Consider the following 12,563-nt stretch of genomic DNA (forward strand, 5'->3'; position numbering starts at 1 on the left):
CGACAGCGGCCGCCCGCCGCGATTGCTCCCTGGGAGATCAATGGCTGCCAACGGCAGGTTTCGACACATCGTGCTCGGATCGGGTGGGATCGGTAGCGCCACCGCCCACTGGCTGGGAGCATCCGGCGCCGATGTACTCGTCCTGGAACAGTTCTCGATTGGTCACTCGATGGGTGCGTCCGAGGATCACTCCCGGATCATCCGGCATGCCTACCACTCGACCGACTACACGAACCTGACCCAATCGATGTTCGACACCTGGACGGAGGTGGAGAACCTCAGCGGGGTGAAGCTGGTGCACACCACGGGCGGGGTCAACCTCAGCGTCGGGTCGCAGGCCAGGTCCCGGATCGACAGCTACGTCGGAGCCCTCGACGCAGCGGGCCATCGCTACGAGGTGCTCGACGCGGGCGAGACGATGCGCCGTTGGCCGCAATGGCACCTCGACCCCGACACGGTCACCCTCTACCAGGCCGAGTCCGGCATCCTGGACATCCGCAAGGCCAACGCCACCCACGTCGCACTGGCCAGAGCGGCCGGGGTCACCTTCCTGGAGAACACCAGGGTGCTGCGGGTCGAGTCCTATCCGGACAAGGTGGTGGTGACGACCGACAAGGGGACGTTCGAGGCGGAGACGGTGTCCGTCTGCGCGGGCTCCTGGACCGCTCCGGTCGTGTCGACCCTGGGGGTGGATCTGCCGATCACCCTGACGGCGGAGCAGGTGACCTACTGGTCGACGGTCAACCTGCGTGACTTCGCCCCTGACCGATTCGGCATCTGGGTCTACCACGACGACGATTTCACCTTCTACGGCTTCCCGGTCTACGGCGAGGTGGCGGTCAAGGCCGGCCGGGACGAGCCCGGGCGGGTGGTCACCCAGGAAACTCGCAGCTGGGAAGCGGATCTGGAGAACCTGGGACACTTGACGGACTTCATGTCCCGTCGTCTTCCGGCAGCACTCGGGCCGGAGCTGATGACGAAGACCTGTGTCTACGACCTGACGCCGGATCGCAATTTCCTGCTCGACTTCCTACCCGGCCATCCGCGGATCTCGGTGTTCGTCGGGGCCGGGCACGCAGCGAAGTTCGCCAGTCTGATGGGCCGCATCATGGCCGACCTGGCGGTCGAGGGCGGCACCGACTACCCGATCCAGGGCTTCCGGTACGACCGTCCGGCAATCACCGATCACGGGTTCGACCCGACCATCAGGTTGTTGCCCGACGCCGTTCCGGCGGCCTGAGATGTCCGGGTCCCACCGCGACAACCATTGCTGTGAAAGCTCTTGCACACTTGCCGTGCTGCGACCGTACGACCTCGAAGTGGAGCACCCATGAGTCTCGACCAGGCCCGGCACACACCTGCCGAGTACACCCCGACCGTACTGCCCTCGACCCTGCCGGGGCACTACTACACCGATCCGGAGATCTTCCGTCAGGAACAGCGGAAGATCTTCTCGGTCGAGTGGATGTACGTCGGGCGTGCCGATGAGCTGGTGAAGCCGGGCGACATCCTGCGATCCGACGTCGGCACCGAGCAGGTCATCGTGGTCCGCGGGCGGGACGGCGTGCTCCGCGGATTCCTCAACGTCTGCCGTCATCGTGGTGCGCAGTTGTGCCTCACCGAGACGGCGAACGTGGGCCGCGCCATCCGCTGCCCGTACCACGCGTGGACCTACGGGCTGGACGGAAAGCTCATCGCCGCACCGAACTTCGAGGCGATGCCGAACCTCGACCGCGCGCAATACAGCCTGGGTGCGGTGTCGGTGGACGTGTGGCAGGGCCTGATCTGGGTGAATCTGGATCCCGACGCCGCTCCGCTGACCGACCAGCTCGACCCGATCCTGGAATACCGACTGGGCACCGACGCATCGCGGATCGACCGCTACCGGATCGGTGAGCTGAAGGTGGCCAGGCGGATCGACTACGACGTGGCGGCCAACTGGAAGATCATCCAGGAGAACTTTCAGGAGTGCTATCACTGCGGCACCATCCATCCCGAACTGGTGGAACAGATCCCGACCTTCGCGAGCTTCGAGGAGCTCAAGGACGGCGCCTACCACCAGGGCGGCTACCAGTTCGCAGCCGGCCGGGATGGGTTCTCGCTCTCGGGACAGGCGCGGTTCGACGAATTACCGGGGCTGGGAGCGGACGACAGCAAGAAATATTTCGGAATGGTGTTGCGGCCCAACTGCTTCGTCTCGTTGATGCCGGATCACGTCATCATCCACCGGTTCGAGGCGGTGTCGGCCGAGCGCACCAAGGTGGTGTGCGAGTGGCTCTTCGATGCCGAACTGGTCGGGCTCGAAGGATTCGACCCTTCCGACTCCGTCGAGCTCTTCCACCTGGTCAACGAGCAGGACTTCGCCGCTGCGCAGTGGTGCCAGCCGAACATGAACTCCCGCCAGTATGCGAACGGTGGCGTGCTGGTTCCCACCGAGTCGGAGATCATCGGCAACTGGTACTACCGCTGGTACCGCGACCGGATGGGTATCGCATGACGGCCGAGACCGCCCAGATCGTCGACGTCTGCGGGATCGACGACCTGCCGGACGGTGAGTCGGCGATCGTCACCATCGATGAGGTCGGGCGCATTGCGGTGTTCTTCACGCAGGGCGAGTACTTCGGTATTCAGGACCGCTGCTCGCACCAGCAGGCCTGGCTCTCCGACGGATTCATCGAGGGCTGCGCCGTGGAATGTCCCTTGCACGCATCAACTTTCGATCTGCGGACGGGGCGTCCCGACGGGCCCCCGGCAAAGGTCGCCGTCCCGGTGTTCCGTGCCTTCGCCCAGGACGGCCGGGTCAAGCTCGTGACGCAGGCGCTGTGACGGTCCCTCCGGCAGCCGTCCCTTCGAGGGCTGTCCCTCCGAGGGCTGTCACCTCGATGGCTGTCCCTTCCACGGGAGCTCCGCGTGATCCTGTTCTGCTGACGGAGATCTCGAGGCAGGTGCTGTGGCTGTCGGCGTCGATCGTCGATGCTGCCAATCATGGCCGCTCCGATCCCTCCGGACTGAAGGTCGGCGGGCACCAGGCCTCCAGCGCCAGCCTGGTGTCGGTGATGACCAGTCTCTGGTTCGCGGAACTGACGGCTGCCGACCGGGTGTCGGTCAAGCCCCACGCCTCGCCGGTGCTGCACGCGATCAACTACCTCCTGGGCGACCTGCCGGCGGAGGCGCTGTCGACCCTGCGGTCGTTGGGCGGCCTGCAGAGCTATCCGAGCCGTTCCAAGGATCCAGATACCGTTGACTTCTCCACCGGTAGTGTGGGAATCGGTGCTACCGCAACGATCTGGGCGGCCATCTCGCGACGCTATCTCCGGTCGCGGTCGGCCGACACTGGGTCGCGGGGACGGTGGATCGCACTCGTCGGTGACGCCGAGCTCGACGAAGGCGCCGTCTGGGAGGCCGTCGCAGACCCGATGGTCAGCCGCATCGGCGAGCTGCTCTGGATCGTCGACCTCAATCGGCAGTCGCTGGACCGAGTGGTCCCGGACGTCCAGATCGCCCGACTGCAGGGGATGTTCCGCGCCGCCGGTTGGCAGGTGCTGACCTGCCAGTGGGGCAGCGTGCTGCAGTCGCTCTTCGCCCGTCGCGGCGGTGACGAACTCCGCTACCGGCTGGAGGCGATGCCCAACGAGGAGTACCAGTTGCTGCTGCGCACGTCGGCGGAGGCACTGGACGGCAGGATCCTTCACTCCGGCCCGAGCACGCCGGCGCTTCGCGGACTGGTCGAGTCCCTCTCACCGGCCGAACTCGCCGCGGCTCTGCGTGATTTGGGCGGCCATGACCAGGCGCTGCTCGGGAAGACCTACGGGGAGGTCGATCCGGACCGGCCGACGGTCGTCTTCGCGTACACCATCAAAGGCTGGGGCCTCCCCACGGAAGGGCATCCCAACAACCACTCCGCGCTGCTGACGCCGGAGCAGATGGACCTGCTCGCAGTCGACCTCGGGGCGGACCGAGGCCGTCCGTGGACCCCGTTCCTCGGCTCACGGGCAGCAGCGGTGGTCGATCACCGGGCCGATGTGATGCGGCGCGAGCCCGTCGTCCTCAAGGCCCCGGTGCCGGTCCCGGCGTCGTTGGGGGTGCGTCATCAGGGAGTGAAGTCGACCCAGGCCGGGCTCGGCAGGTTCCTGCTGGACCTCCGGCGGGCGGCGCCCGAGGTGGCCGCCCGCGTCGTCACCCTGAGTCCGGACGTCGCATCCTCGACCAACCTCGGCGGTTGGATCAACCGCACCGGGGTCTGGTCGGTCGACGAACGCCGTGACTGGTTCGCCGACGACACCCAACGTCTGGTCCGCTGGGTGGAAGGTGTCGCCGGGCAGCACATCGAACTGGGCATCGCCGAGACCAACCTGGTCGGGCTGCTCGGGGAACTCGGGGTGACCTGGAGTCGCGAGGGCGAGCCGCTGCTGCCCATCGCCACCCTCTACGACCCGTTCGTCGCGCGTTGCCTCGAGCCGTGGTCGTTCGGCATCTACGCCGGCGGGCAGAGCATCCTCGTCGGCACCCCGTCCGGTATCACGCTGGCCGCGGAAGGCGGGGCGCACCAGTCGATCACGTCACCTTCCATCGGGTTGGAGCAGCCGGGGTGCGTGGCCTGGGAACCTGCGTTCACCCAGGACCTGGAGTGGACGATGCTCGCCGCGTTGGCCGAACTCGGCCGGCCGGGCGGATCGTCCGCCTACTTCCGTCTGACGACGAGAGCGATTCCACAGCATCTGGCCGGGGACGATCCACAGCGGCAGCAGCACTGCGTCCAGGGCGGATACCGCATCCTCGGCGGCGCGGGCGACGAGGTGACCCTGGTCGGCATGGGGGCGATCATGCCCGAGGTGATCACCGCTGCCGCCGAGTTGTCCACCGGCGGAACCAGGGCAGGGGTGGTGTGCGTCAGCAGCGCCGACCTGTTGTTCCGGGCCTTCCAGGCTCGAAGCGGCCCCGACGACGACCGGGCGCGCGACACTGCCGACGAGATCCTCGATGTGCTGTTCCCTGCGTCCACCGGAGGCGGTCGGTCGGCGATGGTCACGGTGCTGGACGGGCATCCCCACACGCTCTCCTTCCTCGCGGGGGTGCGCGGCGACCGGATCAGATGCCTGGGAGTCACCCAGTTCGGCCAGTCCAGCGACCTTGCCGATGCCTATCGCCTGCACGGTATCGACGTCGCTGCCATCACCTCAGCCGCAGCGGAACTGCTGGGCAGTTCCTCACTTCGGCGTCCTCTCCAGTCCGGTGAACTCCTCGACCGAGAACTCGTCGATCGTCGCGCTGCGCGTCAACGAACGAGCGGTACGCAGTGAATGGGTGGGCACCGACCTCATCCCCGAGAGCGCGTCGGCAATGAGTCATCAGGACCCCAGCACGGTTGGCAGGTCTGCACATCCGCGGACGGCAACTGGCCGAGCAGATCGAGCGCAGCCTGCGGCCCGAAGGCTTCCCAGCGCGCCGCAGCCCGGGCGACCAACCCACCGACGGTCGGATGGATCGCCGCCAGTCCGTCGTACAAACCGGCGATCGCCGACGTCTACGAATTGACCGTCGCCATCGCGCCGGGCCGCGCTCCGGGCCTCGATCCCGAGGTGCAGCGCCAGCATCCCGCGCACCTCCGGTTCGTCCGGAAGTAGATCGGGGAAGCGGGACCGGGACGGCAGCTCGAAAGGAATGCCGGCCTGCAAGATCTTGGCCTTCACCCGCACCAGGCGCTGCCCCATCGTCTTCCCCGGCACCAGGAAGGCCTCCGCTGTCCGGTCGGCGCTGACGCCGAGCACTGCCTGCAGGATCAAGGGACTGTGCATGCTGGGATCGATCGCCGGGTGGGCGCACGCGAACATGAGATGTAAGCGCCTGTAGGGTATTTCGTCGATTTCTATCGCTGCCCTCTCCTGGATCGGCCTGGCGACCCCCGGCATGGCACGGCGGGCGACATCCCGATGGCGGGCCACATCGATGAGGTTGTGCCGAGCGGCGGTCAGCAGCCACGACTCCGGCCGATCGGGAACGCATGTTCTGCCCATACGGTCAGAGCGGACAGCAACGCCTCACCGAAAGCAACCTCGGCGGCCGCCAGGTCCCCCGTCATCGACGCAAGATAGGCCACCAGCCGGGCGGACGACTCCCGGGCGACAGCAGCTGCCACACCTGCAGTGTCGCGGCGGCTGGAGGCGTCGTGCATCAGCCGCTCCGCGGCGGCAGCAGCGGGCGCACCTCCACCGATCCCTCCCCTGCACACAGGCAGCGGGAGGCTCAGTCGAGGGCGATGTCCAGATTCTCGACCTCGATCAGGAAGTAGCCGCCGAGCTGTTCCTTGGTGTCGGCGAAGGGCCCGTCCTGCAACACTCGTCGCCCGTCGCGCACCCTGACCGTCGTCGCCGACGACGGGGGCTGGAGTCCGCCGGCATCGACGAGCAGACCGGCCGCGGTGAGATCGGCGAGGTAACCCGACCAGGCGCCCAGTAGCCCGGCGCGCGACTGGGATCCTCCCGGTCGACAAACGCTGCCCGGTCCCCCATCGCCAGAATCATGTATTGCACAGCAACCCCTCTCGTCGACACTCCGCGACGCAGACGGCCCAGAAGATCCAGCTCGCGATCCGAGCCACGCCTGAGCAGGTCTGGAATGCGCTGACCGACCCTGCGGCCACTCCGGCGTACTACCTCGGATTCTCCGCAGACTGCGGTCATCTGAAGCAGGCATCCAGCTATCGCTACACCGGAGGCGGTTTCGACAAGATCACGGGTCAAATCCTCTCCGTCGAGCCGGGAAGGCGACTGAGCACCAGCTTCAATGGCCCCTGGGCACCGGACGTGGCAGCGCTTCCGGAATCGAGGGTCACCTTCGCCGGCTTCGATCCTTTCATGCCGATGCCCGGAGTCACCTTTCTCTCGTGCACCCATGACGAGCTTCCCGACTCCGCCGCTGCGGCCGACCTGGAAATCGGTTGGGTGTCGATCCTCTCGGGCCTCAAGTCTGTCCTGGAGACCGGCACACGGCTCTACCAGCCGGCCGGATAGGGCGGTCAGTTGCTCGAGGGTCCGGAGGGGGTCAGGTCGCACGCCCCAGCCAGACGGGGTTGGTCATGGCGGCCATCGGGCCGAGCGTCGGGACCGTGTCGATCGAGGTGCCGCTACCCGGGGTGCCGTCGGGAAGTGGATGCCGCACTTCGGCTCTCACATACGCCGAGTTCTGCGGTGTGGTCGTCCAGGTGATGGTGCCGGTCCCGGAGGATGTCAGCCAAGTCTGCAGGATCTGTCCCTCGTCGGTGATCAGCCGGACAGTTGCGTTCGGGACCCCGCTGATCTGCACCGTGACGGTCACCGCCGCCGCCGCGGAGGCGCCCAGGTACTCACCGATGCCGGCGGACCGGCGCCCGGACGCGGCGGTCATGGCCAGCACGACTGATCTGGATTCGGCCAGATAGCTTCTACCACCGGCGATCCCGGCGAGCAGCGCGTCACGGGACAGCCGGTCGGCGTACACGACAGTCTGCGGGAGCCCGATGACCTGCGGCTCGCTGTGGGCGTCGCTGTTACCCATCGCCGGCAGCCAACCACCTCGGCCGTGCGCTGCGGAAACCATTTGGGCATCCCAGGTTTCGACCGACAATTCATCGTCCAATGTCCACGGTCCGTTCCACACCTCGATGGCATCGGCGGAGGCGTACCCGAATTTCCATCGACAACCAACGTAGGGGCAGTAGGGATGTGCAGGGACGACGATGCCGCCGGCATGGCGGACCATCCGGGCGACTGCGTCGAAGTCGTCATCGACCGCTCGGTACCGCCAGTCCACCCACTGGCCCGGTGGCAGCCCCAGCGCCAGCACGTGGCCGTTCCGGGTGGTCACTTCCTCCCCGGTGATGATCAGCAGGTCGTCACCGGACAGCGGTCCCCAGACCGGATGCGAGGACGACGTGTTGTGGTCGGTGGTGGAGATGAAGTCGAGGCCCGCGGTCCGAGCACCGGCCGCCACCTGGTCCGGCGTACGCCTCCCGTCGGAATAGACCGTGTGCAGGTGATTGTCGCCGCGATACCAACCCGGTCCGGTCCCCCTGATCGACTGCGGTGGGTAGCGAGGCGCGAAGGCCGGCGCCCGATCGGGGCCGAAGGTGAGCGTGACGGTCACCGAGTAGTCCAAACCCTGCGGGCTCACCTGGTATGGACCGAGGATGACGTGCCAGGTGCCGCGACGGACCGGCCCCGGGAGGTAGCCGGGAGTAGCCGCGTCAGCGGCGATGGTGAATTCGGTTCGGAACCCACCGGACCACCCCCGAAAACCACGGCTGTTCAAGCGGGTGCCGCGCTGGTCGAAGATCCCGATGTCGCAGGAGTTGCCGAGCGTTCCGGACGGGACCGCGGGTTTGCTGTAGCGGTAGGAAACCGCGATCTCAGCCACACCGGACGGAACCTCGATCGGCAGGTAGACCCAGTCCGCCGCACCCGGTTCCAGATGGCCGGAGATCGTCGCCGTCCTGGTGCCCTTGGTGGGTATCGGAGTCGCATCGGCGAAGTGGAGGGGAGCCAGGGTCAGCGCCGCTGACGCCCCCGTGACTGCTGCCGCTTGTAGGAACGTCCGGCGGGAAGGTGTGTTGGTCACCCCGCCACTGTTCGCCCCGCGAATGAACACCGGGCAACCGGCGGACGGCCGACTGTCGTCGAACTGCGCGGACCGCGGTTGAATCGTCGCTCTCCTCCGGTCGTCGCTCTCGCTGCCATCGTCGGCTGCCGCTGCCATCGTCGGCTGCCGCTGCCATCGTTGGCTGCTGCAGATGATGGTGACGATCCCGAGACGCCTGTTCGTATCGGGTTGCTGACTTGGAGTGACTGTCGGTGGTCCGGTCTAGGGTTTTGGTATGGGGACAGCCACCGATGTGCAGGCCGAGCGGGCGGCTGCGTTGGTTGATGAGTTGTCCTGCCAGCAGCGGGTTCTGGCCTGTGCGCAGGCGCGGCAGGCGGAGTTGATGGTGCAGTTCGCCGCGTTGCGCCACGATGTGGACGTTCGGCGGATCGCCGACCGCACCGGGGTGGGGATCTCGGCGCGGTACGAGCCGGGCGAGTTCGCGGCGACGGAGATCGGGCTGGCGGTGAAGGTCACCAAGTTTTCGGTGCAGCGGACGATGGGGATCACCCGGCGGCTGCAGGAGGAGGCGCCGCAGGTGTGGGATGCGTGGCTGGCCGGGGATGTGGACCTGCGCCGGGCGGGCAAGATCAGCAGTGCGTTGCTGCGGCTGACCCGGGACTCCTCGAAACGGTTGTTGAATTTGTTGGTGGTGCCGGTGGCGACGTGCAAGACCGCGGAGCTGCTGGGTCGCTGGTTGAACGAGTTCGTCGCGAAGGTCGAACCGGATCAGACGAACGAGCGGTTGCGGCGGTCTTTCGCCGACCGGTACGTCTCGGTCCGGCCCGATGTCGATGGGATCTCGTTCTTGTCGGCGGCGATCTCGGCGGTCGATGCCGATGCGGTGGATCAGGTGTTGAACGCGGTGGCGGGGTTGGCGGAGCCGGGTGATCGGCGGACCTGGGCGCAGCGCCGCGCCGATGTGCTGGTCGATCTGGTGTTGGGTCGGGTCAGCAACGGCTGCCACGTCGCCTGGGAAGACGACGAATTTGTCGAAGACGACGAGGAGGAGACCCACGAGGTCGAGGTCGACGACCCCGAGCGGGCCGAGCGGGCCGGGCAGGCCGGGCAGGCCGAGGACGCAGTCGACGAGCGCAGCGACGGCCCGGACGCCGGCAAGGTCCCCGACGACGCTGCGCCTGAAGGTGCCGACCTCGAAGACACGACCGCGCAGGACGTTGCCGTCCAGGACGAGTGGGACCTGCCGCCGTCGGCGTTCCGCCCCGACCCCCGCAACCAACCCACCACATACCCCGCTGACCATGCCGACCATGCCGACCCCGCGCTACCCGGCACCGGTCCAGGCGGCCCGGCAACCCAGCCGCGGGACCCCGAACGCCCCGGCCGGCCCGTCATCACCCCCTGCCCCCAACCGCACCCCGCGCGGCCGCTGCCGGTCACCATCGGCGTCATCATCACCATCCAATCGCTGTTCGGCTACACCGACACCCCCGGCCAACTCGCCGACCGCTCCGCCCTCATCCCCGCCGACACCATCCGCGACTACGCCCACCAACCCGGCACCCTGTTCTACCAGCTGCTCACCGACCAGGCCGGGAACCTGCTGGCCACCACCGAACTCGGCCGGTTCCCCTCCCGCACACTCGGCCACGCCCTCACCTTCCGCGACGGCACCTGCACCAACCCCATCTGCACCGTCCCCGGCCGACGCTGCGACCTGGACCACCTGCAACCCGCACCATCAGGACCGACCGCCGCCCACAACCTGGACAACAAATGCCGAGGCGACCACCGCGCCAAAACCCACGCCGGCCACCACAGCACCCGCACCACCCCGCACACCAACCAATGGACCACCCCCACCGGCCACACCTACACCACCCCCGACCCACCCCTGCCGGCAGAAAACTGGCCCGACCCGACACCCGAACCAGACCCGACACCACCAACCGGCCCGACACCCGAACCAGACCCGACACCACCAACCGATCCGAACAGCCCCGTTCGGGCAACCGGGCGGGCCACGGATTCGGTGATGCCAGGAGACCCGGAACCGGTATCGGAGCGGTACCAGCCACGGCTACCGACGTGTGAGACCTGATCTCAGCGATGTCCGGACGCAGCCGTCACCGCCGTGGGTGAGCTGGCCGCCGGAAATTGGTGCAGTCGGACTCGCGCGAACTCGTGCCCGTTGCGACAGACGGGCGCGGTCATCGCGACCCACACCGACCGGCCCAGATCGACGACCGACGGGTGAAGTTCTTCCATGACGACCAACGGCTCACCGCAGATGGGGCACGTCTGATCAAGTTGCCTCGGCTGCACGGCCTCAAGCTACCCACCGAAGATGAACAGATTTCCAGGCCTGATCGGTAGGCCGGCGCACCCGCTCCGACATGGACGCAGGTCTGTCTCTCGACGTGACCTCGGGTTCGCGCAACGACGAGTGATGCCCTGCTACTTTGTGCATAGGAGTGCATCTGACGGAGCCGTCGATTCCTTTCGGGTAGAAAGTGACCTGATGCACCCATCCGCCATACAGGTTGACACGAATATCTCATGAACCAGCGTCACTGTCGACGGATCGCACAATGCACCACCCGGCCCGATGGAGATCAGATGATCAGTCGCGAAGAGTTGCTCACGCACCTCGCCGAACTGGACCGTCGCCGCGCGGACGCCGACGCTCGCGCCGAGACGGTCCTCGCGCGGTGGGAATCGACCCACGGCACGACCACCGGGGGCATCACCACCGCGACCGGCCCCACCACCGGGGACATCACCCTGCGGTCCGCCCAATACCTGGGCCAGTTCCGCAGCCAGCGCGCAGTCTGACCAGCCCACAGCCCCACCAGCGCGCAGTCTGACCAGCGCGCAGTCTGACCAGCCCAGAACCTCATCAGCGCGCAGCCTGACCCGGCCCAGACTCCTCGGATCTTCAAGCGCGGCCAGGCTCCGCCGTCAGGTGCTCCCCCGAACGACCACGGTCGTCGGGACGGTGATCCCCAGTGCCGTACCTCCGCCGACGACATCCATCAGCAGACGCACCATCTCCCGGCTGATCGTGTCCAACGGCTGATTGACCGTGGTGAGTGGCGGGTTCAACGTCTCTGCGAGGCCGGAGTCGTCAAAACCGGCCAACGCGATCGTGCCGGGCACCGAGATCCGCTTCCCGTCCAGCACGGCGAGAGCTCCGGAGGCCATCAGGTCGGACCCGACGAACACCGCATCCAGGTCAGGGGTCTGCGCCAACAGGTCCTCCATGCCCCTTGCGCCACTCGCCCTCGAGTAGTCACCGTGCACCACCAGCCGATCGTCGAACTGCGACCCGAGGGCCGATCGGTACCCCTCGAGCCGATCAACTCCGCCGGACGTATCCATCGGGCCGGTGATCATCGCGATCCGCCGGCGGCCGCGTTCGAGCAGGTGCTCGGTGATGTGCCTGGCCCCCTGCCGGTCGTCGGCCGCGACATAGCCCAGTCGACGTTCCAGACCCAGTGGACGCCCACACGCGATGACGGGCACGCCAGCGGCGAGCAACTCCCGCGCCAACGTGTCACCGGAGTGGCTCGACACCAGCAGCACGCCGTCGACGTGGCCGTTGGTCAGGTAGTCGACCGTGCGCCGACGTTCGGTCTTGGTCCCGGCCAACATCAGCACGAGCGAACAGTCCCGATCAGCGAGGGCGGCCGCGGCGCCACGCAGCAACACCGCGAAGTTGGGATCCTCGAACAGCAGGTGCTGGGGCTCGGTGAGCAGGAACGCGACCGAGTCGGCTCGCCCCGATTTCAGCGAACGGGCATGCGGGTTGGCTTGATAACCGCTGCGCGCCATAGCATCTCGGACGGCAGCCAGCGCCGACGGGCTGACCAGGTTGCCGCCGTTGAGGACACGCGAGACCGTTCCACGCGAGACACCGGCCTCACGGGCGACATCACGGATCGTCGGCCGCTTACGACCCTTGCCTGGTTCCACATCGACTGACATTA

12 protein-coding genes are annotated in these 12,563 nt (G+C 67.3%); 7 read left to right on the forward strand and 5 right to left on the reverse strand.

Annotation, left to right across the window (positions count from 1 at the left end; translation table 11 throughout):
- Nucleotides 1-40 precede the first annotated feature (40 nt).
- The 4 genes from solA (at nucleotide 41) to ABIB25_RS08095 (ending at nucleotide 5,300) form a co-directional block, all read left to right on the forward strand.
- On the forward strand, nucleotides 41-1,240 hold the full coding sequence (solA, locus tag ABIB25_RS08080; RefSeq protein ID WP_354527908.1) for an N-methyl-L-tryptophan oxidase: 1,200 nt from the start codon (nucleotides 41-43) through the stop codon (nucleotides 1,238-1,240).
- A gap of 90 nt (nucleotides 1,241-1,330) precedes the next feature.
- The gene (locus tag ABIB25_RS08085) at nucleotides 1,331-2,497 is read left to right on the forward strand and encodes an aromatic ring-hydroxylating oxygenase subunit alpha (protein WP_354527909.1); all 1,167 of its coding nucleotides are present in this window, start codon (nucleotides 1,331-1,333) and stop codon (nucleotides 2,495-2,497) included.
- Complete coding sequence (locus tag ABIB25_RS08090) at nucleotides 2,494-2,826, forward strand: bifunctional 3-phenylpropionate/cinnamic acid dioxygenase ferredoxin subunit (protein ID WP_354527910.1); 333 nt, start codon at nucleotides 2,494-2,496, stop codon at nucleotides 2,824-2,826. The genes ABIB25_RS08085 and ABIB25_RS08090 overlap by 4 nt, the downstream gene beginning before the upstream one ends.
- Before the next feature lie 56 nt (nucleotides 2,827-2,882).
- Nucleotides 2,883-5,300: a thiamine pyrophosphate-binding protein gene (locus ABIB25_RS08095; RefSeq protein ID WP_354527911.1), complete on the forward strand. Its 2,418-nt coding sequence runs from the start codon at nucleotides 2,883-2,885 to the stop codon at nucleotides 5,298-5,300.
- 48 nt (nucleotides 5,301-5,348) lie between these two features.
- Here the strand turns inward: ABIB25_RS08095 and ABIB25_RS08100 are convergent, their stop codons facing one another.
- From ABIB25_RS08100 to ABIB25_RS08110, 3 genes are all read right to left on the reverse strand, one after another.
- Complete coding sequence (locus ABIB25_RS08100) at nucleotides 5,349-5,795, reverse strand: RNA polymerase sigma factor (protein WP_354527912.1); 447 nt, start codon at nucleotides 5,793-5,795, stop codon at nucleotides 5,349-5,351.
- 173 nt (nucleotides 5,796-5,968) lie between these two features.
- The gene (locus ABIB25_RS08105; protein WP_354527913.1) at nucleotides 5,969-6,136 is read right to left on the reverse strand and encodes a hypothetical protein; all 168 of its coding nucleotides are present in this window, start codon (nucleotides 6,134-6,136) and stop codon (nucleotides 5,969-5,971) included.
- Nucleotides 6,137-6,243: 107 nt separating this feature from the next.
- A complete protein-coding gene (locus tag ABIB25_RS08110; protein WP_354527990.1) occupies nucleotides 6,244-6,525 on the reverse strand; it encodes a YciI family protein in 282 nt (93 codons plus the stop codon).
- Between ABIB25_RS08110 and ABIB25_RS08115 the strand changes: the two genes are divergently transcribed.
- Nucleotides 6,525-7,010 carry an SRPBCC domain-containing protein gene (locus ABIB25_RS08115; protein WP_354527914.1) on the forward strand — a complete coding sequence of 162 codons (486 nt, stop codon included), beginning with the start codon at nucleotides 6,525-6,527 and terminating at the stop codon, nucleotides 7,008-7,010. The genes ABIB25_RS08110 and ABIB25_RS08115 overlap by 1 nt on opposite strands.
- Nucleotides 7,011-7,041: 31 nt before the next feature.
- On the opposite strand, the gene ABIB25_RS08120 is transcribed toward ABIB25_RS08115, so the two are convergent.
- The gene (locus ABIB25_RS08120; RefSeq protein ID WP_354527915.1) at nucleotides 7,042-8,592 is read right to left on the reverse strand and encodes a CehA/McbA family metallohydrolase; all 1,551 of its coding nucleotides are present in this window, start codon (nucleotides 8,590-8,592) and stop codon (nucleotides 7,042-7,044) included.
- 256 nt (nucleotides 8,593-8,848) lie between these two features.
- Here ABIB25_RS08120 and ABIB25_RS08125 point away from each other — a divergent pair, with 256 nt between their 5' ends.
- Together ABIB25_RS08125 and ABIB25_RS08130 are read left to right on the forward strand one after the other, a co-directional pair.
- Entirely contained in the window at nucleotides 8,849-10,675 is a 1,827-nt protein-coding gene (locus ABIB25_RS08125) for a DUF222 domain-containing protein (protein WP_354527916.1), read from the forward strand.
- A gap of 518 nt (nucleotides 10,676-11,193) precedes the next feature.
- Nucleotides 11,194-11,409, forward strand: a complete 216-nt coding sequence (locus ABIB25_RS08130) for a hypothetical protein (RefSeq protein WP_354527917.1) — start codon at nucleotides 11,194-11,196, stop codon at nucleotides 11,407-11,409.
- 126 nt (nucleotides 11,410-11,535) lie between these two features.
- On the opposite strand, the gene ABIB25_RS08135 is transcribed toward ABIB25_RS08130, so the two are convergent.
- Nucleotides 11,536-12,561, reverse strand: a complete 1,026-nt coding sequence (locus ABIB25_RS08135; protein WP_354527918.1) for a LacI family DNA-binding transcriptional regulator — start codon at nucleotides 12,559-12,561, stop codon at nucleotides 11,536-11,538.
- Nucleotides 12,562-12,563: the final 2 nt, after the last annotated feature.

Source organism: Nakamurella sp. UYEF19 (genome assembly GCF_040546275.1).
Lineage (GTDB): Bacteria > Actinomycetota > Actinomycetes > Mycobacteriales > Nakamurellaceae > Nakamurella.